This window comes from Nodosilinea sp. AN01ver1, assembly GCF_050565655.1.
In the GTDB taxonomy this organism is placed as follows: domain Bacteria; phylum Cyanobacteriota; class Cyanobacteriia; order Phormidesmidales; family Phormidesmidaceae; genus Nodosilinea.
The window spans coordinates 22,897-47,272 of record NZ_JBNXVS010000030.1 but is presented as its reverse complement, the minus strand read 5'-3'; the positions used below and the strand labels follow the sequence as shown (position 1 = coordinate 47,272).

The window sequence follows — 24,376 nt, the reverse complement described above, 5'->3', positions numbered from 1 at the left end:
TTAATCCAACTCTACTGCCCCCAACGCCTTCAGCGTTGCCCGTTGAGTTGCCGTCAACCCCACTACCCCGCTAATGTTCATGCCTTCATAAGGGCGAGCCACCCGCAACGTTTTCAGGCACTCCCCCGTATCAACACGCCACACTTTAATCAGCTCATCCTCTCCCCCGCTAATAATCAGGCTTCCAGAAGGGTGAACGACCACGGACCAAACCGTTTCGGAATGTCCCTGCAATGTGTTGAGACATTCCCCGCTATTCACATCCCACAGTTTAATGGCCTGGTCATCACTGCCACTGACTAACCAGTTACCCTGGGAACTGAAGGCGATCGCCCTTACCCGATGGGTATGCCCCCGCAAGGTTTGCAAACCCTCCCCTGTTTCCAGATCCCATAACCGGACAGTCTGATCACCACTCCCACTGGCAAGCCAGCGACCACAGGGGCTAAACGCCACCGCTAACACAAACCCCTCATGCCCCTGCAACGTTTGCAAACACTCCCCCGTTTTCCTATCCCACATTCTGACCGTGTGATCATCACTGCCACTGGCAATGTGCGTTCCATCAGGGCTAAATGCTACTCCCTTCACCGGGTGGGTATGCCCCTGTAACGTTTGCAAACACTCCCCTGTCTGCGCATCCCAAATTCTCACCACCGGGTCCTCTCCCCCACTTACCAGCAGTTTCCCATCGGGACTCGCATCGACACTGTAAATCCAGCCTTCATGGCCTCGCAAAGTCCGTAAACATTCCCCGGTTAGAGCATCCCAAAGCTTAAGGGTCTGATCATCACTGCCGCTAACCAGGGTTAACGCCTCTTCAGGCTGAGGGACAAAGGCGATCGCTGACACCAACTTGGTGTGGCCCCGCAAATTCCTGAAATAGTCCCCCGTTTCCAAATTCCAGAGCCGAATCTGCTGATCCTCCCCACTACTGGCCAGCACCTTCCCGTCTGGGCTAAGGGCGATCGCCAGCACCGAATTACTGTATCCATCGAGCGATCGCACACACTGCCCCGTCGCAACATCCCAGAACTTCATCGTCTGGTCATCGCTAATGCTGATTAGCATGTGTCCATCTGGGCGAAACGCCACCAGCCAAACCCGCTGAGCGTGGGCTTGATAGACCTGCAAACAACGACCCGTCTCGACATCCCAGAGTCGAATGGTCTGGTCTTCACTAGCGGTTGCCATCGTTTTGCCATCGGGACTAAACGCTACAGACCACACTTCACTGGTATAGTCCAGCGTTTTTGTGCAGTCTCCTGTTTCCAAATCCCAGAACCTGACGGTGGTGCGATCGCTGCCAGTTACCAGAGTCTTGCCATCGGGGCTGAGGGCGATTGTAAGTATCCAATTCACTGAAATGGGATAGGTTTGCAGGCATATCCCTGACTGGGCATCCCAGCGTCTTACCGTCCCATCGTCTCCACTACTGATCAAATATCCCTCGGCATCAAATGTACAGAACATCACCTGTCCCTGATGCCCCTGCAGCACCTGTAGGCAAGAATGTTGTGCCACGTCCCACAGGCAAATCGTCTGGTCAACACTGCCACTGGCCAACATCTGCCCATCCGGACTAAAACCCACCGACTGGACTGTATTTTGATGTCTCCGAAGTGTCTTAAGGCATTGCCCTGTCTCCACATCCCACAGTCGTACCGTTTGATCATGACTGCCACTGGCAAGCCAGCTTCCATCGGGGCTAAACGCTAATGACTGCACCCACCCTGAATGGCCCTTCAAGGTCAAACTGGGTCGATACTCATCCACCTGCCAGATACAAATTTCGTCATCAATTCCAGTTGCTAACCAGTGTCCGTCAGGGCTGAATGTAGCAGCGAAAAGGCTACCCAGCGTCTGGGTAAAAACAGATCGGGATAGATCGGTATCGGCAAAATTGGCATGACACAGATTGACTCCCCCCAAGTAAGCCTGCCAAACAGCCAGGTTTGAAAAATCGAAGTTACTAATCGGAAGTTGCAGCTGTCCCAGTATATTGAGCAAATTTCCTGCCCCATACCCCGCCTGTCGGGGTGGCTGAGCCCGTAAGATTGCTAACACCTGGTGGAGCCTCTGGCAAACCCCTTCCTGGCTTCCGAGTTGGCTCATGAGCCTATCGATCAGGGGCCGGAGAATCAAGCGAATTTGAGTCGTTCTCAAGTAATCCTTCGCCTGGGCTTTCACTAATGCATGGCTGTTAAACAGCGCCAGATTTCCCTGGGTAATTTCATCATGCATTTGCTCAATGAATCGGTCGGTCGCATACTCCATCACCACAGGCTGCTGCGTAAAGCTAACAGGTCTCCCCTGAGCAGATGTATTTTTCTCTACCAGTGACCGCAGTTGCAGAGATTCCAGTGCCTCCAGCAGCGATCGCACTTTCACTGACGGCACCATATCTTGCTGCAACTCTGCAAGTGACATCCACTCCCGCTGAATCGCCAGCCAGTACATCACCTGCTTTTCCAGCGCAGAAAGGCGACTGAACTGCTGCTCCAGCAAGTCAGCGATATCCCCAAAAATCACCGTTCCCTGCTGCAAAAATAAAGCTGCGTCACCACCAAACAACTCCTGAATCGTGGTCGCCACAATCTTCAGCGCCAGGGGATTGCCCCCATAGTGAGCCACCAGAGCCTGACTGGCTGCAGCCGAAACAGCAAAGCCCTTCTCCCCCAACACCGCCTGCCCTGCCGATTGGGGCAACCCTGTCAGTCGCAGCGATCGCATCGGCAAATCAGGGCCTTCCTTCGTACTCAGGCTTTTGAACTTCTCACGACTGGTCAGTACCATACAACTCTGATGCCGGGTTTCCCCCACGCTTCTAAAAAGCTGACCATACCCCTCATACCCTGGGCGAAACTGTCCTGTCCGCTGTTCTCCGCACAGCAAGGATTCCGCATTATCCAGAATCAGCAGACAGCGAGCCTCGCGCAGATAATCAACCAAGCACAAGATTTGAGCATCCAGGGATTCGGGCATCTCCCCCACTTGCTGGTCAGCCAAAACCCCAATGACATCCCGTAACAACTCCTCTACTGGCGGTGCATTTCGCAGCGATCGCCAGACTAAAACCTCAAACTCGTTCTGAACCTGTTCCCCCAGCCTGACAGACAGCACCGTTTTACCAATCCCTCCCATGCCCACCAGGGTGATCAATCGGCACCGATCCCGGATTACCCACTCCCTCAGCTGGGCCAGCTCATCTTCCCGACCGTAGAAGGTAGACACATCCAGAGCTTCACCCCACTCCTGTCGCGACTTTTGAGGCGGCTCTCCCTGGGGAATCGCTCCCGCATTGGCCTCATCTGCCTGAAGCTCATCCTTGGTAGCCAGCTTTGATTTCAGGGGGCGGCGTTCCTCCCACTCAACCTCAAACTGTCGCAGGTTTGCCTCCATCTCCTGCCTGCGATACCAGAGGTTGAGGGTAAAATGCCAGTCCTCGGCCCCTTGGGTGGCGGCGCGGTTATCCTCGAGCACCTCCATAAAGTCCTCTAACCGCTTCAAGGCTTCCTTAATTTGCTCCCCCGTCAGAGCTCCTTCGTAACGGTCTTTGGACGTTAACTCTTGCAGAAAACGCACCTTGGCCTGCACCACCAGGCGCTTGTCGGTCTGCCAGTTCACCCGCATGGGAATGGTATCGGCATCATCCAGGTCAAAGTTGGCAAAGGCAATTAGAGCCTCAAACAACCGCTTCGCCCGCTTCTTCGCCTGTGGTCCATAGTTTGGTCGCGCCATAGATGCCCCTCAATTTCAGAGGAACTTCGGGGAATCCCCCAAGCCGAGCGTTATCCCCGAGGTCGTGTGTTCTTGATTTTAGAGGACTTTCGGTGAACAGAGCAGATTGATGCTTGTGGGCAGCAGGAATGGAGACAGTGAATTTGTAAACCCTCAAATTCCTTCAATTATTTAGGGAAACCACCATGAAACCAATTGTCATCCTCCAAAGCCCATCAACCTTCAGTCCAGAGTTTGAAGCTATCAAAGATGAGGCCTTGAATAAAGCCAAGCTGGGCTTTTATAAAGCTGCAGCTTATCTGGAGAATCCTGTTACCTCAGCAACGCCAACAAACCTGACATCGATTGAAGCAGTATCTCTAAACTTCCTCAAAACTTCCAAGTCTATTAGCCAGCGACAGCTTACCAGGCTAGGGAAAGCCTCGACAGCTATTCTGAGTAACCTCCAAACCAGCACATTGCCGGTTGCCAACCCTTCAGGAAGAAACCTGCCTGAAACTCCATCCAGGATAAACCTACCGAGGCCAGTAAATCGTTTCCCACAATCCTCCTTTGCTCCTTACTCTATCCCCTCCAGATCTTGGCAAGAAAATCGCATAGATTTATCACCACAAGTGAAACTTTCAAATAAGACCTTGCAACACCTAAAAAACAAGGATGATTTGTTGGTTTACCAGTTGTTAGAAGATGCTGGTATCACTGCATTTATGCCTATTTCCTCAGGAGAATCAAAAACTTCCTCTCCTGCATCATCGACTAAGCACAATGAATTTCGCCTTAATCTACTGAAGTTGAAGTGTATTGATCCCGTTGATGGAGAAATTTCGGATTGGTTCGATAACGAAATCAGCATTGGGGGGATGGGCATTGACAGTACTGGTCAAGAGATCCGAGTGACAGAATCTTATGTTAGTTCCTTTAAGATCCAGCAAACATATTCGTTCAAACCCGCTAAGCGATTTGTTGGCTTTGACCTGAATCGCAGTGGTATATGGCCACGGATCTTTACTGTGACCCTGGCAGCTGCTGAGAAAGATCTCGACGGGGGATTCATCGAGTTTCTCCAACAACTTTGGGGTATTTTGGAAGAATATGTAAAGGAATTGTTGACAGCCGCAATCGCTGCAGGCATTACAGCCGCAGGAACCGCCACTGGCTTTGCCGCTGAAGCTAGCGGGCTCGTAGGAGGAACGATAATTGGTTCGATCGTTGGGGCCGCATTAGGAGCTTTCACAGCTTGGGTATTCGACTCTTTAGACGATGATATCTTTGACCCAGTAATTGCGAGTATTAGCTTACCTTCGAATACAACACTATTTGATGGTAATTCAAAAACGTCTCCTCCATTTAAAACGCAGTTTTCAAGGACAAATGCTTTGTATGAACTGACCTATAACTGGGAACTTGTTTAGTTTTATTGTGACACGAGGAAAAATTGCTTGCTTTAGTATTATAAGCAAACTAAGACAGCAATTTTGATTCCTTACCTGGATAAAAGCTTCGATAAAGAGCCTCCAAAGTTTTCGGAGGCTCTTTAATTTGTAGCAAATAAAAAATAGAAAGTGTAAGGCCCCCTATCTTGAGTCATAGTACCATGGTTGCAAAAAGTAGGATTTTAGTAATTGCCCTCCGTTAAGACCCAGCTTTGTTCCTAATTCGATCCAAATTCTTAAGCAATGGTTAACAAATTCCGGCTTGGGGATTTAACGTCTAATCCCCAAGTCCTATTTGGTGATTACAATTCACTTTCGGCTGTACGCGCTGTTGTAGTTTCTGGCAACTGAGCCCAGCCACCTGGTTAACATACTGTATCGCTTGCGCTTTTCTCTGCTCCTGCATCATGTGCTTCACGGTCGGACTACCCGCCGCTAGCATCAGGGCAATCTCTTTTTGACTAACCCCGGCTTCAAACGCTCGACGCCCAACTTTAAAGTCCAACTCAGCCGGGTTAGAACAACTGACCTCCCCAAAATACCGCTGCCACATCTGGGAATACCGTTCTCTGGTTAAATTTGCAGAAGGTGAAGATGGACTCTGAATTTCTTCCCCAGTGCCAGCATTAGCTTCTATAAGTATTGGCGCTTCTCCGACACCGATGTCTTCAGGCCGCTGAGTCTTTTGCTGCCATCGATTCTGTCTTCCAACCGCTCTAACGACGCGATCAACTGCTGCCGCAAAGCCAGTTCGGTCTTGAGCTGCCCGTTCCAACTGCTCAAGGCCGCAATTAACAGCCGTAACTGCTCCTGCAAGGTCGCCTGCGCATCGGACGAGGTCTCGTCGCTGACGATACGCTGCAATTGCGCGACCAAGCACTCCAAGCTCTGGTTCCAGTGCTGCGGCCACATCGCCAACTCCTCGCCCAAGGTCTGGACGTGGTCTTCGAGGTGCAACACCCGCTGCGTATTCACGCAAATCTCGGCCCGCAGCGGCTCTAAGCTGCTCTGCAACACGCTGGCCAATACGCTCTCCCACGGCTCCGGGGTCAAAGCTGGGGATGAGTTCTGGTTGCCGTTGTTCCCGCTGTTCATGCTGTCCATAGGTCATCACCTGTTGAGTTAATGACACGTAGTCACTGACGTTCTCCTTGTCCCGCGACACCTGGGCCAGGCGCACCAAATCAGCCTGGCTGGTGGTGTACAGCGTCAACGCCCGCTTGGCTCTGGAAATCGCCACATAAAAGGCTTCTCGATTCGTCGTTTCGCCCAGCAGCGCCAGCACCCGCTCTGCTGTTTTGCCCTGGCTGCTGTAGGTGGTGTTCACCCAGGCGTAGTCCACATACTGATTCCCGCTGAGGTTGATGCTGGTGGTCTGCCCAGCCCCATCCTGAATCATGGCTGTCCCATCGGCCTCCAGCCCCGTCACCACAAAGCCCTGTCCATTGCGGATTCCGGCTTTGGAGTTATTGCGCGTCCATTTGAGGCGATCGCCCACCGCGATCGGAATCGCTTGCGTTGTGTACACCGTTTTACGAGGGCATGCTGCCGGATTAATCGACAACATCGATCCACTCGGCGTCTCCACCACCACCCGCTGAGTCTCGGCGTTCACCGCCACCACACCACCCGGTACTGCTCCCCTCGGATCAACCCCTGCTTCCGATAGTCCTGAACCGGCACCAGCACATCCCCCACGGAATAAGCCCTGAGGTAACTGGCCTGAGCCGTAGTCCAGTCCTTTCGTCGCAAGCTCTGCATCACAAAGCCGTCCGCGCCCAAAGCCCCCTCATCCTGTAACCCCGATCGCATCGCCTGAGTCAGAGCCAACCGTTCCACATTCGTCCCTGCCAGCACCAGCGAGGCCTCCCGCTCCTCTACCGTCAGTGCAAGGTAATCGGTGGCCACCTGCTGAATCCTCGACTGAGCTTGAGCCTCTTCTTTGACGTAGCCCGCTTGGGCCAATAGCTCAATGCCTTCACTGACCTGCCCCTGAGCCACCAGCTCCACAGCCGATCGCAGTACCCCATTCTGCTGCCGCCGATGGGTCTCCAGATAAGCCGTCGTCATTCCCCCCGCCTGCAAACTCTTGAAGGGATTACCTGCCTCCACTGCGGAAAGCTGTCGGGTATCGCCGACCAGCAATACCCTGGCTTGTTCCAACGCTGCCTGCCGCAATAGGGCATGGGCATCCTTCATGCTTAACAGCCCCGCCTCATCCACAATCCAGAGTGTTGATGGGGGCGGTTTATCCAAAGGTTGGGAAACCAATAGTCCAGCAACCGTAGTGGTTTTAATCCTCAACGATTCCCCCAAGACATGAGCTGCTTCAGCGCTGGGGGCCAATCCTCGGATATCGTATCCCTGCCCTTGGGCTAGTTCTTTCAACACACTCAGGGCATACGTCTTGCCTGCCCCAGCCACTCCCTGCCACGCCATCACCGCATCCGGTGTGGTCACCGCCATCTCCACCGCATTTTGCTGCTCCGAGTTTAGGGAATGGCTCACCAGGTTCCCTACCTGGGTACCGCTGGGGACAATCGTACCCGCCTGCCCCCGTCCCTGCTGCATCAAACGAATGGTATTGAGTTCGAGGTGGAGTGCCGTCTGGGTGGTGAACTTGCCGTCGGCGACTCGGATCAGTTCAGGGCTGAGGGCGATCGCCTCCTCAATCGACTCAAACCCCTGCACTCCCAGTTCATGCTCAAACACAAACCGCTCCAGCGTCGTCCGCCGAAAAACCGACTCCCGCTCCCCGCAATGTTGGATCGCGGCGTCAATTACCTTTTGGGCTGATGGTGCGGCTTGTGAGAGAAATGGGTATCCCTCAGGCAACTCCGGCAGTTCCAGCCCCTTCAACTGAATCAGGGCATTCCACCCCCGCTGCAACAGCCCCTCGTCCACCTCCTTGGGCTTCCGCTTTCGAGATACCAGCGTCGCCGTCTCTCGCATCGCCCGGTTGTTCTCAGACCCTGTCGCCTCCCATTCCTCGATCAGCTTTAGGATCTGCTGTCGCCTTGTCGAGAATGCCTTCAGCAACTCCGGCGAGTACCCTGCCAATTCGAACTGCCCGTGGGCTTTGGGTTCAATCTGGTAGCCGTGCTGCCTCAGGGCTACGGCCAGTTCATTTTGGTAAATCTGGCCCAGGAACTTTTGGTTAGCGATCGCCGCCTCATTACTCAAGCTAAACCACCGTCCATCGGCCAACTGCGTCGCATTCATGACCACACAATGGCTGTGCAACTGCGGCTCCGCCTCCCGACTGGTGGAATGGGTAAACACCGCCGCCGCAATATTCCCCATCGTCAGCTTTGTCCGCCCGGCTTCTGTGGAGACTCGCGTCTGGGCATAGCGCTCTTCCAACACCGATAGTGCCTTGGCCACCGCCTGATGATGAGCCTCCAGCACTCGCTCGTCTTGCTGCACCAGCGCCGCAATGCTGACACTTTTCGGCGCACTAAAGGTGAAATCGGTTGCCGCCCGCCGCTTTTCTGGATCAATTACTTTCCCTGCCAGCGATCGCCCATCGGGAGCCTGCCCCGAGAGCATCTGGCTGAACTCTTGCTGATTGACGATTCCAGCCAACCCCAACGACGCAGCCCCTTTCCCCACCCACTTTGTCGGGTGAGCCGCTTCTTCCGCCGAGTAGTAGTCCTCGTGGGTGTAGTAGGTCTCTGCTTGAGCGGCAGAGAGGTTGCTTGTGGAAAGCATGGAGAAACGAAGTTAAAAATACGACGCCACCCTGGGGCGAAAGCGGCAGCGTCTTCAAAAACGGTAGAAACCCTGTGGGGAGAGCCGTTGCCCGGGTTTTGCCAAAACCTTGGCGTACTGTGTGGCCCCTCCGCGAAGCCCCCGATAGGGGCGCAGCATCCTGATACACCAAATTATATTCCATTCAATCAGCATTTGTAGCATCAATCCCGAAAGGTCACGTTTCTCTAGCACACTCACAACGTATTTCACAAAGTTTCACGAAGTTGCACGGATTTAGCTGAGTTAATGCTGATAATTAGGTCAGTGATTAAGAGGTTTTCCTATGAATTCTCATGCTCCGACGCTTTTATTGGCCTGCGACTTAGGTAAGTCAGGCGGCAAGTTCTTCTACAAGCTGCGCCAGGGCCAAACTCACGCCCTGTGGATGGAGGCGGAAGTAGCCCAACGCGAGGCCGCTGGGATGGAGTCGAGCAACCCTGGAGGTCGTCCGCAAGATTGTGCGTGGTACCGCAATGGTGACGTATTGACGTTTGTGGGTAAGGCCGCTCAGCGGTTTCTCGACTACAACAGCTTTAAGGAGGACAAAAGCCTGAAGGCTCCCGATCGGATCATAGGGGCGCTGGGGGCGATCGCTAAAACCGAGGGGCTGCCCAGTCGCTTTGATGCCGTAGTCTGGGTGCTGCTACCCATCAATGAATTGGTAACCCGTCAGCAGATCTCATCTCGATTGATGGCTCTGGGGGAAGGTTTTCGGTTTCAAGACGCAGCAGAGTATCGGGTCAATCTGACCCTCAGCTTCCGGCCTGAGGGCTACGGTATTTACGTCCAGCGCAAAGCTCAGCTTCAGCAGACTGGGGTGTCCATCGCCCAGCGCACCACCTGGATTGAAATGCTGGGGCACCGCAACGGCACCCAACTGGCTTTTGAAACGGGGACGTTGAACTCGGCCAAATCGACCTCAAAGTTTCCGGGCTTCTGGGAGTCGTTTGAAAAAGCGGCGAATGCGGCAGGGGTGTCAGTAACGGAATACGACGTGCTGCTAAGGGCTTTGGAAACTCGTCAAGCTCAGCAGTATTCGGTGGCAAAGGGAACGACAGTTGATTTCTCGGCAGCGATCGCCCAGGTGGAAGCGGCATATCTGGCCAGTTTGGAATCCCACTTCACCGATCACTTGTTGCCAAGTCTAGCCACCGGTAAGGGCGATGTGGTGCTGGCGGGTGGAGCGGCTTATCTGATGCGAGAACCGTTGCGGCAGTTCTTTGAGGAGCGGGGGTTTGTCCCTCGTCTATCCTTTGCCTGGGAGCACCAGGAGGCGTTATCCCAACTGGTCAACGCCCAGCTGCCGGAAGCAGTGGAACTGCCCTCATTGCCAATGCGGATGACGGACGGCTTTGGCCTGTTCCAGGCGCTGCTTGGCGATGTCAATCGATTGGGGGTGAGGGCATGAGTCAAAATAGTCACCCGCATCCGGATCGGGTCAAGTTCATCTACAACGCCCAGTTCCCGGCAGCGACAGCAGTGGTGCTGAATTATCTGCTGAACAATCCGCACTTCACCGGGCGTCAGGGCCGACAGCAAGGGATGGATGCCATGATGGCGTTTTACCGTCCCCTGGCTGAGGAGTTCCACGGCGAACTATCGGTCTCGGAAATTCAGGACATGGCGCGGCACTGTGTGGAGCGGTTGGTAAAGCAGATTGCTGATCTGTGCGATCGCTATCACATCGCTAATCCCGTCCTATCCGATGGTGGTGTTCCGGCCCCACTGAGCAATACCACTCGCCTGGAAGCCATCCTGGAGGAGTTGGTGATTGTCGTCAGAGGGGGCGGGGTGATCGCACCTTCTACCCCTGCCCCCGCACCAATGGATATCGAGCAAGGGGTAGCGATGGATGGCGACGAGCTTGGCGACCTCGGAAACATCCTCAATGAATAAAGGAAATCTCATCCAGGGATAGCGGCTGGGTGGTGATTCTGCATCTCCATTCCCTCCCTAGCGCTCCTGTTGAGGGCTAGGGAAGAATTCCCATAGGATGATTATTCATGCTGAATAATCAATAAGTACTGTAAATTAATCAGCTGTATATCAGTCTGGCTTTTCCTGGCTCCCCTAGAATGACAGCATCAGGACAGTGCAACCTGCCCTATTAGTCAGGGCTGCACCACAACGCTCTACCAACTCTGTTTCGGGCTTTGGCCCTGTCGTTAACCCAGGAGTTGGGTGCCATGCTTCTTTTTGTCAATAAGCGAACGGCTTCAGAACGGCTCGACCTCAGCGGCTCAACGCTGAAGAAATACCGCCTTCAGGGCGACTGGATTGAGGGCATCCACTGGGTGCGAATCAACAGCCGCTGCGTGCGTTACAACCTAGAGCTGATTCAAGACTGGCTGCACAATCGAGGCAACCCAACAGCACACTTGCAGGCGATCGAAACCTATCAAAAAAGTCTGCTCAGCAACCAGCAGAAATCTCGCCGTTAACACTAAGCTTTTCTTGGGTGTTGGTATTGAGTCTGCCTCATCGTCCAGAAATTGCGAATGTAAACCCTACTTTTCAAAAGATTGGACCCATTATGATTCATATCACTTGATAGAGAGTCAGGGCCAAGCCCGGGTAGATATATGTTTTATCTCTGGTCTTTGGGCTCAAAAGTTTACGATTCAACCAATCGGAAGCCCTTGTTGGTCTCAATATGGATTCTCGCTTAGACCGAAAGGATGCCATCCAATTACAGCAGCGTGTTGAGCAACACATTGGCTCCCTGGCTGCATTGCTCAGGCGAGGTATATTCATCTTCGGCGTGGCTAACCCCAGCCTGGCTGGGCACAAAAATCATCCCCATGGGAGTAATACGGCCAATTTCTTGGGCATCGTGGATGGCCCGACTGGACATGGAGTAATGGCTGAGTTGAAGGCTGTCGCAAACGGCGGCAATGGTCGTTTGAAGCGTGGCACTGGCCAGCGTAGGGTCCACGGCGTACTGGGGCTGCATCTGAATCTTCGTGTGGGTCGCCGATGTGATCGCCTGAATGCGCTGCTGGAGATGATTCACCATTCTGTTGATTACCTCCAGGGATAGATCGTGCAGGTCAATGGTGAGGTCTACCCGGCCCAGCACGATGTTAGCCGCGTTGGGTTGTACCGTGAGATAACCGACTGTGGCGACCTGATCGCCCGGCGGATTGGTCGCCACATCGTGGACGGCGGCCACCAGGAGCGATGCCGCGTAGAGGACATCCTGGCGCAGGGGCATGGGGGTCGTGCCCGCATGGTTGGGCCGCCCGGTGATCACCACCTGGTAGCGGTGCAGGCTGACAATGCCCTGCACGACCCCGATTTGGCACTGTACCGATTCCAGCACGCCACCCTGTTCGACATGGAGTTCTAGGTAAGCGGCCAAATCTTGGGCGGTGCGTTGGGCGGTGGGGAGGGCATCCCAGTCGCCGCCAATCCGCTGAAGGCAGGTTTGAATAGCGGTGCCGTCCAGCCGCCGAAAGGGCTCGGGGTTATCGAGATGCAGGGTGCCCGCCATGGCTTTACTGCCGATCATTTCCCCTTCTTCGTCGGTAAAGACAATCACCTCGATAGGGTGGTTGAGCCGCTGCCCCGCTTGGTGCAGGGTGGCGACCACTTCAATGCCTGCCAGCACCCCGAGGGCCCCGTCGTAGCGGCCCCCCGGCAGGTACCGTGTCAATGTGAGACCCGGTAGCCAAGGCCGGCAGTGCTTTTTGACCCATCGCACCGCCATTGCCCACGGAATCTGGCTGACCGATCGCGATGTCGAACTCATTGCCGAGGCCGGAGCGACGGTGATTCATAACGTGGTCAGCAACCACCGACTGTGCAGCGGCATTGCCCCCATCCGTCAGCTAATGGATGCTGGGGTCAACATTGCCCTGGGCTCTGACGGCATGAGCTCTAACGACTCATTTAATATGTTTGACGTGCTAAAGATGGCCGGACAGGTGCATTCAGTTACCCATCCCGATTATTCTCGCTATCCTCGCGCTAAGGATGTGCTGAAGTGGGCTACCTATGGCGGTGCTCGCTCGGCCTTGCTGCAAGACCAAGTGGGTGCGATCGCGCCGGGCATGAAAGCCTACTTGGTGCTTTACGATCTCAACAGCACCAGCTTTATTCCCCGAGGGGATCTGCCAATTCACCTGGTCTATGCTGAGCATGGTCAGTCCATTGGCAAAGTCTTTATTAATGGCAAGCTGGTCGTGGCCGATGGCACGGTGCTAACCGTCGATGAATCGGCCCTGCTGGCAGAAATACAAGACCTATTAAGGGAGTATGAGGCGGAACGAGCCGAAATCTATCGCCAGGCCGAACGGCTGCTGCCTGCCATTGAAGCGATTTACCAAAAGGCGATGGCTCAGCCGCTGCCCATTGAGCGCTTTACCCGCATTGAAAAAGGGTAAAGCCTGACCTGACCCTTGCTATTATCTTTCTGAGTGAGTAGCGAGGGTCAGCGGGCGATCGCCAGGCCATCGGCTCTGGGATCAGAGGCGGCGATCAATACGCCCTGATGGCGCAAAATCAGCTGCCCTTTGCCAAACTGACGGCTCTCCAGGCCAATCTGCACGCTGTGACCGCGATCGCTCAGTCCTAGCCCCAAAGCGTGGGGCAAAGACCGTTCTAAGGCTATTTTTTGACCGGTTAAGAACTGCCAACGGGGAGCATCCAGGGCCGCTTGAGGGTTCATACCGTAGTCTTCGAGATTCACTACGACTTGCAGGTGGCCCTGGGGTTGCATGTGACCGCCAATTAGCCCCATCGGCCCGAGGGGCTCTTCGCCGCGAGACAAAAAGGCTGGAATGATCGTGTGAAACGGTCGCTTGCCGGGACCAACCTGGTTGGGATGCCCCGGCTGCAAGCTAAAGCCCCGACCTCGATTTTGCAGAGCGATGCCCGTGCCCGGTACCAAAATGCCGCTGCCAAACCCTTCAAAATTTGACTGAATGAACGACACCATTAAATCTTGATCAGCGGCGGCCATGTACACAGTGCCGCCCTGGGTGAGACCCGTTCGAGCTAGGCGGGCGCGATCGCCGATCAGCTGCCGCCGTTGGGCGGCGTAGGCTTTGTCTAACAGCTGCGCCTGAGTTATGGTCATCCAGGCTGGATCCGCCACATGGGCCTGCACATCGGCAAAGGCCAGCTTCATCGCCTCAATTTGCTGGTGGTAGCTCTCCACCGAATCGCGGGGATAGCGAGCCAAGTCGAAACCTTCGAGCAGATTTAGCCCCATTAAGGCAGCTACCCCCTGCCCGCTGGGGGGCATTTCCCAGACCGTGAGATCCCGATAGGTGGTGTGGATAGGGGGCACCCATTCTGCCCGGTGGGTTGATAGATCGGCCTGGGTGAGCAATCCGCCGGTCTCAGCGGCAAAGGTGGCCATGCGCTCAGCTAACCCACCGGTATAAAAGCTCTCGCCGCCCGTGGCGGCAATCTCCCGCAGGGTAGCCCCATGGGACGGGCTCGCCCAAATCTCCCCCGCCCGAGGAGCCCTACCCCCTTTAAAGAAGACCTGCTGCAAGGGCTCAAAGACGGGGGCGGTTTGGGCCAAGAATAGCGGGGCGGCGCTTTGCCAGGCCCGAGCGGTTTCTGGAGCGACCGGAAACCCTGCCTCGGCGTAGTAAATAGCCGGGCCAAACAGCTGCTCAAAGGGGAGTTGACCCCAGCGTTCCCAGAGCGATCGCCAGGTTGAGACGGCCCCAGGCGTAGTCACCGGTAGCCACCCGATCTGGGGCATCTGCCCGAGGGCAATTACCTGGTCTAGGGTGAGGATTTGAGGACTCTTGCCAGCTCCGTTTAAACCGTGCAGTTGACCATCCCACACCAGGGCAAAGGCATCAGACCCAATGCCATTGGAGGTGGGTTCGAGCACCGTGAGGGCGATCGCCATCGCCAGGGCCGCATCCACCGCATTGCCCCCGGCTAAAAACATTTCCATCCCCGCTTGGGCCGCTAGGGGTTGGCTGGTGGCGACGGCTTGCCTAGACCCCAGTACCACCCGCCGCGTTGACCCATAGGGATAGTGGCTTAAACTATCAGTCCAGCTGTCCATTGGGTCTATCCATTGGGAAAAATTCCATACTCTAAAAACTGCCGCCCACAGGCCTTGCAGAGGTAATTTTGTCGTCCTGCCCGTCGTCCATTGCGGCTAATTTCAAAGGAGCCACAGCGAGGACACTTAGTTCTGCTATTAAAGGAGGCTTGTGTCGCCAATTCAGCCTGTTTAAACACTTCGACAATTCTGGCCTGGCTGGACCTTAAGTGGTTGACCATTTGCTGCTCTGCGGCGGCGCTATCCCGCCGGGCGATCGCTTCATAAATCTGGCGATGCTCAGTGTCAATATCGATTAGCTGATCTAATCCTTTTAGGGTCTGAACGCGAATCAGCGTAATTTTTTGAGAAATCTGATCTAGCAGCGAAACAATCCACGAATTTCCTGAGCTTTTGGCAATTAGCTGGTGAAATTCGCAGCTCAGTTCGAGCAGGCGAATGCTGTCTACGGTTGGGTTGCCCTGGGCTGATGGGCTCGCTTTAGCAGCGGCTTCAGCTAAAACCAAGTTTTGCTCAATTTTTTGCAGGTGGTGAGGGGTAGCGTGCTCACAGGCTTCTAAAACCGCCAGCCGCTCTAGGGCGATGCGGCAGTCGTAGAGTTTGATCGCATCCTTTAAAGAGAGTTTGACAATATATAACCCCCCGTCAGAGTCCACTTGAATCAGGCTTTCTTGCTGCAAACGACGGATGGCTTCTCGTACGGGAGTGCGGCTGACCTCTAGTTGGTCAGCTAGCTGGGTTTCAATCAGTCGCTCATCGGCAGCGATGTCTCCTGACAAAATGGCGGAGCGTAGGGCTAAGTAAGTTTGCTCGTAGAGTGAGCTACTGCGGCTAGGTGCTTTTTGAGACAGAATCAAAGGATATTCTCCTTAGTGAGCTGAACGGCTTTAGCCACTGACATCAGCAAGCCGGGGCAGGCATGAGGACCTTAAAGTCATCATCCAAAGCGAGCAAGCGTAGCCTGGGATACAGTTCTTGTCATTAATAGTGTATACATTATACGCAGTTTTTCATACCAGGCAATAAAACTGCGATCGTAGTAAATCAATTTCTGTCCGATTCGGGGTTTGCCCCTACTAAAAATTACAATCTATAACCTTGCGACCTATGGGCCAACACATTCGACTGGGTATGCTGACTCCCTCTTCCAACACGGTTCTAGAGCCCATTACCCAGGCTATGCTGGTTGGTTTGCCGGGGGTGTCGGCTCACTTTAGCCGGTTTCGAGTTACAGAAATTTCCCTTAATTTGTCAGCCTTAGAACAGTTTGAAAACACGGCTTTATTGGAGGCCGCTCAGCTACTGGCTGATGCCAAGGTCGATGTCATTGCCTGGAATGGCACTTCTGCCGGGTGGCTAGGGATTGAGCAAGATCGTGAGCTTTGTCGCCAAATTACTGTTGCCACCGGCATTCCAGCGACAACATCAGTACTGGCTCTCCAAGAGATTTTTTTGGCTCGCAATATCACTCAGTTTGGCCTCGTTACGCCCTACACCGACGATGTCCAAGCCAAAGTTACGACCAACTTTGCTCAGCAGGGCTTTCAGTGCATTGCAGAGCAGCACCTAAATTTGCAGGTCAACTTTTCCTTTGCTGAGGTTGATGCCGAAAAAATTTCGGCCATGGTCTACCAGGTGGCTCATGCTCAACCTCAGGCGATCACGACGTTTTGCACCAACCTCTGCGCTGCGCCGTTAGTGGCAGAGCTTGAAAAAGATATTGGCATTCCTATTTTTGATACCGTCACCGTTGCTGTTTGGAAATCGCTGCGCCTTGCAGGCGTAGACACCACCTTGGTAAAAGGCTGGGGTAGCCTATTTGCCGATCTGCCCTAGTGGAGATGCACAAGCTCTCGGCCACCGAGTTAGCCCAGGCCATTCGCACCCGGCGGCTCAGTTCTCTAGAGGCTGTAGAAGCCTGTTTTGAGCAAATTTCCCGGTTTGACCCTACCTTTAAGGCCTTTATTACCCTAGCCCCAGAGCAGGCCAGAGTGGCTGCCCGGGCGGCTGACCGGGCGGTGCAAGCGGGCCTGCCCCTAGGCTGTCTGCACGGCGTGCCCATTGCCATCAAAGACCTCACGGCCACCGCTGGGTTGCGCACCACCTATGGGTCTCTGCTCTACCGCGATCATGTCCCAACTCAGGACGATCTGTGCGTGGCCCGGCTGCGGGCGGCGGGGGCGATTATTCTCGGCAAAACTAGCACCCCTGAATTTGGGATGGGTACCGGCACCCACAATTCCATCCTGGGCACCACAGTAAACCCCCACGATCAGGCTAAAACCTGTGGTGACTCCAGCGGTGGAGCGGCGGTGGCGGTAGCCAGCGGCATGGCTTACCTGGCCCAGGGTACCGATATGGGCGGCTCGGTGCGCACCCCGGCCAGCTTTTGCGGTCTGGTTGGGCTGCGACCCTCCCAGGGGCGCATTCCCCGCTGGCCCAAACCGCTGCCGTGGGAATCGCTGGTCACTGACGGAGTGATGGCCCGCACGGTAGAAGATGCGGCCCTGATGCTCACGGCCATGGCTGGAGTCGACTATCGCGATCCAACGGCGATCGCCACCCAGACCTGGCCACGACCGACCTTTTCAAGCGATGGCGGACCTCAAACCCGTATTGGCTACAGCTTAGATTTGGGAGTGACACCGATTGCGACCGAAGTGGCGGAGGTGTTTGAGCAGGTGATCGCAGCGATCGCCCAGGTTTGCCCCCATACTAGCCCCGCTACGATCGATTGTAGCGGGGCAAAATTTGCCTTTGAAACCCTGCGTGGGGCGATCGTTTTTCATCAATACCAGTCGTTGTTAGAGAACCATGGTGACCAGCTCAACGAAACCCTCCGCTGGGAAATTGAGCAGGGTCAGGGTGTGACGGCAGCCGATTACTTAAAGGCTGAGGCCCAGCGGGGCAAAATCTTCAACAATTTCCTAGATTTTTTTGAGCAACACGATATTTTGCTAACGCCCAGCGCCAGCGTTTTACCCTTTCCCAGTACCCAAACGGCAGTACTCGATATCAACGGCACCGCCCTGGGCAACGTAGTTGATTACCTAGCCATTACCTACACCCTGTCACTGACCGGGTTGCCGGTGGTATCTATCCCCTGTGGCTGGACGCAGTCTGGTTTACCTGTTGGGATACAAATAGTGGGCCCGCCCCAGGCCGAAGCTCAGATGCTCCAGTTTGCGTATTTCTTACAAGAACAGCTGGGCTTTCGCCATCGCTGGCCTAGGCCAGCGATGGCAGGGTTGTAATATCAAATCTGAATTTTAGGATCATAAATAATCCCGGTTAGGCCTGGCGCAATCGGGCCGAAAACGCCATCAATCCACCCCCTAGAACCACCACGATAACCCCGCTTAGCCCCAGAGCCGTTTGCACTCCCCATAGCTCTGCCAAAGCACCCAACACCACATGGCCTAGCCAGCCAAACCCAGTGGCAAACAGCCAGCCCCCAATCACGCGGCCCTTCATATCATTGGGAACGTAATGCTGCAGGGTAATCCATTGCAGAGCATCAAACAGCGAGGCCATTGCGCCCACGCCGATAATTAAAAGCCCTGATAGTGAAAACCAGGTGGATAGGGAAAAGGCGACCAGGAACAGCCCATAGGTGCTGGTGACGAGCAGCAGCGCCATCCCCTTACAGCGAATGTCTCCCAAGCACGACAGGGTAATCGAACCGATCAAAGACCCAATCCCAGCCCCAAAGCTCAGGGTACCTAGCCCCGTTGCCCCGACATTCAACACATCGCGAGCAACAGACGGCAGGAGCGATTGGTAGGAGTAGGCAAAAATTTCCAGTAAAATCGTCAAGCTTAACAGAATGCGGACGATAGGCAGACGGCTCATGGCGATCAGCCCCTCCACAGCGGTTCTAAACACCGCCCGCCAGGGCAGCGCGATCGCAACAGTCTGGGGCTGAATATCTTTTAAGACCAAGCTGCCGAAGCCTAGGGCAGCGGCGGCGACTAAAAATGCCCCATGTGCCCCGATCAGCTCCAGCAAAACACCACTGACAATTGCCCCCACCAAACTAATAGCCCGAGTGCCAACCGAATATAACGCAATGCTGTTGGCCGTCAGCTCTGGGGGGACGCTGTCTGTGATTAAGGCCTGAGTGGTGGGCACTTCAAAGGTAAAGCCAATACCCAGAAGCAAGACTAAGAACAACATCAGCCCTACGGGCGATTGCCCAGTCATTAGCAACAGCGCCATTGAGGCTAAAATTAGGCCTTTGCTGCCCAGGGTGATTCTGAGCAGACGCGATCGCTTAAAGCTGTCGGCAGCCGCACCTCCCAATGGCCCAAACACCAAATTGGGTAGATTGCGCAAAGCAAACGACAACGCCGTCAACAGCACAGAGTTAGTCTGCTCTAAAATAAACCAGCCTACGCTGAGGCGCTCGATGGAATTGGCCAATCCGGCCAAAACCGCTGTAGTCCAGACACCGCGAAACTCTGGGTATTGAAACGCCCTTGTACTTTGAATCTGATTCAGCTTGAGCCATACTCCTTTAAAGCCATAACCCTGGTAGAGGCCGTCATCATGATTTGCCTTGGCACGGCTAGGGAATTTTTTAGACACAATATAGGGAGCCAAACTAAATCTACATTCAACCAAAATCCAAACATAAAACTAAGCATAAAACGATGACAGAAAAACTCCCAAACTCAACATCAATGCCGCAATAAACCGCAGTCTTGTAATCGGAGATTGGGGCAAGCCAAACCAGCCAAATCCATCGATAAACAAGCCTGTAAAGACTTTTGCAGTAAACATGGTGCTCACCATCACCTGCACTCCAATGATCGGAATCAAAAATACAGACCCCGCAATTGAAACAACGTTTATCATGCCAGGCATAAAATAAATTGGTCGCCAAGTCTTCAAAGCCCAGTTTTCTCTTCGAGGGCTAGCCACCATAGAGAATAGGGGCAGCAAAAATACTCCCGGCCCCAGAAAAAGTAAGGTTGCGGTGAATACCCCAGCCTCTTGCCCCAGCGCCGCATTGAGAGAGTTTGCGCCGCTTAGCAGGCCACCAACCCCTAAAACTGCTACAACAGCACAAGCTTTGGGTTGTGCTCTAAAAAGGTTTTTAGTCGGCCTAGGAACTTGCATCGATACTACCGAAGCAGCAGTAGCTTGATGAGACAAGCTCAGCAACGTCACCCCTATCAACAAGACAACTACCGCAGCTATTCGTGCAGGTGTGATCGGAATCATCCTCAACCCCGCAAAACCTACATGGTCTAGCCAAAGACTAATCAACATCTGACCACTAAATAGACAGGCTGTGGTCAAAGTAGTACCAACAATTGCCGTGGCTCGGATGATGATAATGATGAAAATACTATTGATAAAGCCTGGTGTTAGTAAATATGGTTGATTTAAAAAAATACTAGTTAGTTCAGATAGAGCTAAATTATCCTCAAATAAATAGACCAAAATAGCCGAAAACAACGTTCCCAAACTGAGGAATAGGAAAGTCGCCTTGACCAAACCAATTTCACGACCAATCAGACCATTGATGGCAGAAGAAAAGCTACTTCCTGTACCTAGAATAGCTGCCAAACCGAATAATACTAGTGAAGTCATGGCTGGTATCTAGGCTGAATTCGACAATCCCCAATTTCAATCAGAATTTTATAAGAGAAAACAGCATTTGCTCCTGAAAGTTGAGGGGTGAATCCCACTTTTACAAAGTCGGCTCCCTCATCCCCCAACCCTTCTTCCTAAAGGAGAAGGATTGGGGGATTTCAAAATTCCTCTCCCCTCGGGAAAGGAATGTAGGGTGTAGCTCGCTTCCCGCAGGGTAGGTTACACAGCTGAGATGCACCCAAATTGAGGATAAACAAACAGGACTTGGGGTTGTCTAGCCATCAAAAGCTAGAGATCTAAAATACACCATTGATATAAGCCCTCTCTGGTTTACAAATTAATTTGATACTGTCAGGCTTAACCACCAGCGACTCACGCTGATTAATTTTCAGTGGCATCAATAGACCAGTAACCATCAACCACGTACCCAGCGTTAGTTGCTCGGTATCCTGTGAGAAAACAGGGATGCCTAAGGGCACAGTGTCATCCAAGCAACAGCGAATCACCGGCCTGACTAAATTAAACAGACGGGGCTCAGTCAGATTACTCCGATCAACATAGCCAATCACCTGCACTGGCTGACCAGCAAAAACAGACACAGCATCTTTGGTAGAGAGAATTAACCTGCGCCACTGCAAAACATTGCGCTTTAGCGGATCGGGCTCCTTACCCGCCGGTTCGACATAGCGCCAAAAATCGGCATCTTCAGCACTGCTGTCTTCAGGTGTTCCTTTAGTGCCCTTTACTAAGCTGGCTAAATCTTGCCAAAGGCTAATCGTTTTGAGCATTGTCTGTCTATAGATGAACTAAAAACTCAAACCATTACTTAATGCTGGTGTCGAACATCTCCACTAACTCCTGCTGCTCAAAGGCTTTAGTCACCTCCGATCGCAAATGATCAATAAACAGAGAGCGATGGTGCTCAAAACTAGCACTGGCCACATCTCGAGGGCGCGACATATCAATGTCAACGGTATCCAGTATTCGACCTGGCCGGGAGGTCAAAATAACTACCCGGTCAGCTAAGAAGATTGCCTCATCAATATGGTGGGTAACAAACACAACGGTTTTGCCGGAGCCTTTCCAAATATCCAGCAAAAATTCCTGCATTTTAAATCGCGTTTGTACATCTAGGGCCGCAAACGGTTCGTCCATGAGCAAGATATCGGTTCCCAAGCAAAGGGCTCTGGCAATGCTGGCCCGCTGTTGCATACCCCCAGAGAGCTGGTGCGGATATTTGCGGGCAAAGCCTTGAAGCCCCACCTGGCTCAAAAATTCCTGGGCTCTTTGATATCGCTCCCGCCGACCCATGCCCTTCAGGGTCAGCCCAAAGGCAACATTGTCAATTAAAGATTGCCAGGGCAGTAGGGATGGCTGTTGAAAAATCAGCGATCGATCTGGGCTAGGCCCAACGACAGACTGGCCATTGTGCAGAACCAGGCCTGAAGTAGGCGTATCTAGGCCTGCCATCATGTTGAGCAGCGTACTTTTGCCACAGCCACTTGGCCCAATAATGACCAAAAACTCTCCGGGCCGCACGGTAAGACTAACGCGATCTAGGGTTAAAACCTCCTCAGGTGTGTCAATGCCCCAGATTTTGCTGACATCTCTAACTAAAATTTCGCCCACAGGGATACCCTCTTATTGCAACACGTTCTAATCTTGATAGAAATTAGATTTTGGTGGCCGCCTTCCACCAAAGCACCCGATTTTGCACCTGGGCAAAGCACACGTCAATGGTATAGCCCACTAGACCAATTAGCGTCATACCTAAAAACATCAGTCTGACATTAAACATTTGTCGAGCTACCATTACCATAGCCCCTAGCCCGGTGTTAACACCCACCATTTCGGCAGCCAGTACCGAGGCCCAAGCCGCAAAAAAGTTTATCCTTAGCACTACAAACAAGCTTGGGATGATCGCTGGCACAACGATAAAGCGCATAATTTGCCATCGACTAGCTCCTAAAACCAGGCCAGTGTTAATGTACAGTTGATCGACATTTTTGATGCAGTCTACTGTAGCTAAGGTTAAAGAGAAGAAGATGCCAATAAATACAATGAAAATGGCTGGGGCATCTCCGACTCCAAATAGCAAAATAGCCAAAGGAATCCAGGCAGTGGCGGAGATTGGGGCTAGAAGCGTGAATGTGGGCAGAGTCAGTTTGCCGAATAACCTGAAGTAAGAGGCGAATAAGCCGCAGGAGAAAGCTGCGATAAAACCAAAAAAGATGCCAGCGAAAACTCGCTTGAGGGTAGCACTGATTGCGGTTAGAGCTACGAAGTTACCACCGACGCGGGTAGCACCCAACTGGCGATCAAAGAACTGCTCTTGATTGGTAACCTCCCCTAAAAACTGGTGGGGCGGCGGTAGGATAGCGGTGTCAATTAGCCCCAAAAAGGCTAGGGATTCCCAAAACAGTACAAATGTTGTTAACGAAGCCACTAGCCAGCCAATTTTTTCGCCATAGTGCTTCAGGGTTTTTACCCTTGTTTTCTTTCTTCGACTTCTGACTTGGGCCTGTATAGTTGGCTCGTCAACTGTAGCTAGAGGAAGCTGTGTTTTCATGGCTCTATTTCTCAAGGTTGAGGACAGCTAGTCCACATCTGTGCTGAACGTACTCGGTGGCGATCTGCGATGGGTTGTTTATACAGACTGTGACTTTACATTTACGCGATCCCAAAGCTCTGGGTTTTCTTGAATAACCTCATCCAGCAAAGAGAAGTTAACGAAATCATCATCCGGAGCTTGGGAAATATAATTGAGGGCCAGCATGCTGTCTGAGCGCTCAAACATAAAATCGCGCTTGTCGCGAATATCGACACCGGGAGGTTGAGCTTGGGCGGCGGTGAGCAGGTTGTCCATTTCGGTTTTGTAGTATTTGCCCATGGTGACTTCGGCGGCTTTTGTAAAGTCATTCTCGATCAGGTATTGCGCCTCAAAGAACGTTTTAATCACGTTCTTCACAACTTCAGGCTCTTGCTCAATGAAGTCTTTTCTAGCTGCTAGTACACAGTCTGGGTAAGCCTGACCGTACAGATCGATACCATCTCCTAATCGGTTGCCATTAATCTGGTTGAGTACAGAGGTTGAATAGGGCTCAATTAATGTACAGGCTGCAATATCTCCATTAACCATGGCAGCTGTCGTTTCAAACGAGTCACCAAAGTAAACAACTTCGACATCGTTATAGGTGAGATTGTTAGCTTTGAGATAGTCAAAGGCCATAATCTCTAGGGTATCGGCCTGGGCAGTACCCAATTTCTTGCCCCTTAAATCTGCAATGGTTTTTACCTCTGGGCTAGAGATCAGCATGAGTCCTTCTACACCACTACCAGCCACAATTTGGAAGCTGGGAGAGTTGGTGTAGGCGGCCAAAGCATTGGTATAGGGGGTGACAGCCATCTCGACCTGACCAGCGGCCAACTGCACCGCTGAATCTCCGGCCCCAATGGTCATCGACAGGCTGCCCTTGACGTTTCGATCTTTAAAGAGATCGGTTTCGATGGAATAGAACAAGGGCATATTGCAAAGGCCTAAACCATGGGTAAATTTGACCTCTCTAATCCCCGTTGATTGGCTGGCTTGCTGGCTAGGGCGACCGCAGGCAGCGATCGCAGCTGACACCCCAAATAGCGTAGCCTGTTGCAAAACCCGGCGGCGGCTGGTGCGTCCGGCAAATAGGTTGTCTAAATTAAGTCCACCGTTAAACATTGTTCTCTCCAGTTTTGTACAATTACTCAGAAACTCTTGAAACGTGAATCAATGGATAGAATTAGCTCTCGGATAGCTCTGCTGGATTGACCCAGCAGG

General features: G+C 53.1%; 19 protein-coding genes. 7 read left to right on the top strand and 12 right to left on the bottom strand.

Going from position 1 to position 24,376, the window contains the following annotated elements; all coding sequences use genetic code 11:
• A complete protein-coding gene (locus ACQ4N7_RS20185) occupies positions 1–3,741 on the bottom strand; it encodes a beta-propeller domain-containing protein (RefSeq protein ID WP_430713288.1) in 3,741 nt (1,246 codons plus the stop codon).
• 185 nt (positions 3,742–3,926) lie between these two features.
• Here ACQ4N7_RS20185 and ACQ4N7_RS20180 point away from each other — a divergent pair, with 185 nt between their 5' ends.
• Positions 3,927–5,153 carry a hypothetical protein gene (locus ACQ4N7_RS20180; RefSeq protein WP_430713287.1) on the top strand — a complete coding sequence of 409 codons (1,227 nt, stop codon included), beginning with the start codon at positions 3,927–3,929 and terminating at the stop codon, positions 5,151–5,153.
• A 298-nt stretch (positions 5,154–5,451) separates the two neighbouring features.
• On the opposite strand, the gene ACQ4N7_RS20175 is transcribed toward ACQ4N7_RS20180, so the two are convergent.
• Positions 5,452–6,789: a hypothetical protein gene (locus ACQ4N7_RS20175; RefSeq protein ID WP_430713286.1), complete on the bottom strand. Its 1,338-nt coding sequence runs from the start codon at positions 6,787–6,789 to the stop codon at positions 5,452–5,454.
• Positions 6,786–8,885 carry a MobF family relaxase gene (gene mobF / locus ACQ4N7_RS20170; RefSeq protein WP_430713285.1) on the bottom strand — a complete coding sequence of 700 codons (2,100 nt, stop codon included), beginning with the start codon at positions 8,883–8,885 and terminating at the stop codon, positions 6,786–6,788. The genes ACQ4N7_RS20175 and mobF overlap by 4 nt, the downstream gene beginning before the upstream one ends.
• 325 nt (positions 8,886–9,210) lie before the next feature.
• On the opposite strand from mobF, the gene ACQ4N7_RS20165 reads away from it, so the two are divergent.
• The 3 genes from ACQ4N7_RS20165 to ACQ4N7_RS20155 all read left to right on the top strand — a co-directional run bounded on the left by ACQ4N7_RS20165 (position 9,211) and on the right by ACQ4N7_RS20155 (position 11,368).
• A complete protein-coding gene (locus ACQ4N7_RS20165; protein ID WP_430713284.1) occupies positions 9,211–10,335 on the top strand; it encodes a hypothetical protein in 1,125 nt (374 codons plus the stop codon).
• Entirely contained in the window at positions 10,332–10,823 is a 492-nt protein-coding gene (locus ACQ4N7_RS20160; protein ID WP_430713283.1) for a hypothetical protein, read from the top strand. Before ACQ4N7_RS20165 ends, ACQ4N7_RS20160 begins: the two co-directional genes overlap by 4 nt.
• Positions 10,824–11,113: 290 nt before the next feature.
• Entirely contained in the window at positions 11,114–11,368 is a 255-nt protein-coding gene (locus ACQ4N7_RS20155) for a hypothetical protein (protein WP_430713282.1), read from the top strand.
• A gap of 248 nt (positions 11,369–11,616) precedes the next feature.
• Here ACQ4N7_RS20155 and ACQ4N7_RS20150 read toward each other — a convergent pair whose 3' ends face one another.
• Positions 11,617–12,582, bottom strand: coding sequence for a Zn-dependent hydrolase (locus ACQ4N7_RS20150; RefSeq protein WP_430713281.1), 966 nt, complete (start codon positions 12,580–12,582; stop codon positions 11,617–11,619).
• Positions 12,583–12,616: 34 nt separating this feature from the next.
• Here ACQ4N7_RS20150 and ACQ4N7_RS20145 point away from each other — a divergent pair, with 34 nt between their 5' ends.
• Positions 12,617–13,312 carry an amidohydrolase family protein gene (locus ACQ4N7_RS20145; protein WP_430713280.1) on the top strand — a complete coding sequence of 232 codons (696 nt, stop codon included), beginning with the start codon at positions 12,617–12,619 and terminating at the stop codon, positions 13,310–13,312.
• 47 nt (positions 13,313–13,359) lie between these two features.
• On the opposite strand, the gene ACQ4N7_RS20140 is transcribed toward ACQ4N7_RS20145, so the two are convergent.
• A complete protein-coding gene (locus tag ACQ4N7_RS20140; protein WP_430713279.1) occupies positions 13,360–14,961 on the bottom strand; it encodes a gamma-glutamyltransferase family protein in 1,602 nt (533 codons plus the stop codon).
• Between the two features lie 5 nt (positions 14,962–14,966).
• On the bottom strand, positions 14,967–15,818 hold the full coding sequence (locus ACQ4N7_RS20135) for an FCD domain-containing protein (RefSeq protein ID WP_430713278.1): 852 nt from the start codon (positions 15,816–15,818) through the stop codon (positions 14,967–14,969).
• A gap of 250 nt (positions 15,819–16,068) precedes the next feature.
• On the opposite strand from ACQ4N7_RS20135, the gene ACQ4N7_RS20130 reads away from it, so the two are divergent.
• Positions 16,069–16,797, top strand: coding sequence for a maleate cis-trans isomerase family protein (locus ACQ4N7_RS20130; protein ID WP_430713277.1), 729 nt, complete (start codon positions 16,069–16,071; stop codon positions 16,795–16,797).
• 5 nt (positions 16,798–16,802) lie between these two features.
• Positions 16,803–18,215 (top strand): amidase, encoded by a 1,413-nt coding sequence (locus ACQ4N7_RS20125; protein WP_430713276.1) that lies wholly within the window; start codon positions 16,803–16,805, stop codon positions 18,213–18,215.
• Positions 18,216–18,252: 37 nt separating this feature from the next.
• Here the strand turns inward: ACQ4N7_RS20125 and ACQ4N7_RS20120 are convergent, their stop codons facing one another.
• The 6 genes from ACQ4N7_RS20120 to ACQ4N7_RS20095 all read right to left on the bottom strand — a co-directional run bounded on the left by ACQ4N7_RS20120 (position 18,253) and on the right by ACQ4N7_RS20095 (position 24,277).
• On the bottom strand, positions 18,253–19,563 hold the full coding sequence (locus tag ACQ4N7_RS20120; RefSeq protein WP_430713275.1) for an MFS transporter: 1,311 nt from the start codon (positions 19,561–19,563) through the stop codon (positions 18,253–18,255).
• A gap of 36 nt (positions 19,564–19,599) precedes the next feature.
• The gene (locus tag ACQ4N7_RS20115) at positions 19,600–20,559 is read right to left on the bottom strand and encodes a DMT family transporter (protein ID WP_430713274.1); all 960 of its coding nucleotides are present in this window, start codon (positions 20,557–20,559) and stop codon (positions 19,600–19,602) included.
• Between the two features lie 299 nt (positions 20,560–20,858).
• Positions 20,859–21,350 (bottom strand): TIGR03943 family putative permease subunit, encoded by a 492-nt coding sequence (locus ACQ4N7_RS20110; RefSeq protein WP_430713273.1) that lies wholly within the window; start codon positions 21,348–21,350, stop codon positions 20,859–20,861.
• A gap of 34 nt (positions 21,351–21,384) precedes the next feature.
• Positions 21,385–22,191, bottom strand: a complete 807-nt coding sequence (locus ACQ4N7_RS20105; RefSeq protein WP_430713272.1) for an ABC transporter ATP-binding protein — start codon at positions 22,189–22,191, stop codon at positions 21,385–21,387.
• A gap of 43 nt (positions 22,192–22,234) precedes the next feature.
• Positions 22,235–23,131, bottom strand: coding sequence for an ABC transporter permease (locus ACQ4N7_RS20100; RefSeq protein ID WP_430713271.1), 897 nt, complete (start codon positions 23,129–23,131; stop codon positions 22,235–22,237).
• A 78-nt stretch (positions 23,132–23,209) separates the two neighbouring features.
• The gene (locus tag ACQ4N7_RS20095) at positions 23,210–24,277 is read right to left on the bottom strand and encodes an ABC transporter substrate-binding protein (RefSeq protein WP_430713270.1); all 1,068 of its coding nucleotides are present in this window, start codon (positions 24,275–24,277) and stop codon (positions 23,210–23,212) included.
• Positions 24,278–24,376 lie beyond the last annotated feature (99 nt).

Bases quoted from the DNA above. Each gene is read 5' to 3' on its own strand.
- ACQ4N7_RS20185 (WP_430713288.1), bottom strand. From the start codon at position 3,741: ATGGCGCGACCAAACTATGGACCACAGGCGAAGAAGCGGGCGAAGCGG.
- ACQ4N7_RS20140 (WP_430713279.1), bottom strand. From the start codon at position 14,961: ATGGACAGCTGGACTGATAGTTTAAGCCACTATCCCTATGGGTCAACG.
- ACQ4N7_RS20180 (WP_430713287.1), top strand. From the start codon at position 3,927: ATGAAACCAATTGTCATCCTCCAAAGCCCATCAACCTTCAGTCCAGAG.
- ACQ4N7_RS20095 (WP_430713270.1), bottom strand. From the start codon at position 24,277: ATGTTTAACGGTGGACTTAATTTAGACAACCTATTTGCCGGACGCACC.
- ACQ4N7_RS20155 (WP_430713282.1), top strand. From the start codon at position 11,114: ATGCTTCTTTTTGTCAATAAGCGAACGGCTTCAGAACGGCTCGACCTC.
- ACQ4N7_RS20165 (WP_430713284.1), top strand. From the start codon at position 9,211: ATGAATTCTCATGCTCCGACGCTTTTATTGGCCTGCGACTTAGGTAAG.
- ACQ4N7_RS20130 (WP_430713277.1), top strand. From the start codon at position 16,069: ATGGGCCAACACATTCGACTGGGTATGCTGACTCCCTCTTCCAACACG.
- mobF (WP_430713285.1), bottom strand. From the start codon at position 8,885: ATGCTTTCCACAAGCAACCTCTCTGCCGCTCAAGCAGAGACCTACTAC.
- ACQ4N7_RS20110 (WP_430713273.1), bottom strand. From the start codon at position 21,350: ATGCTCAAAACGATTAGCCTTTGGCAAGATTTAGCCAGCTTAGTAAAG.
- ACQ4N7_RS20125 (WP_430713276.1), top strand. From the start codon at position 16,803: ATGCACAAGCTCTCGGCCACCGAGTTAGCCCAGGCCATTCGCACCCGG.
- ACQ4N7_RS20100 (WP_430713271.1), bottom strand. From the start codon at position 23,131: ATGAAAACACAGCTTCCTCTAGCTACAGTTGACGAGCCAACTATACAG.
- ACQ4N7_RS20115 (WP_430713274.1), bottom strand. From the start codon at position 20,559: ATGACTTCACTAGTATTATTCGGTTTGGCAGCTATTCTAGGTACAGGA.
- ACQ4N7_RS20160 (WP_430713283.1), top strand. From the start codon at position 10,332: ATGAGTCAAAATAGTCACCCGCATCCGGATCGGGTCAAGTTCATCTAC.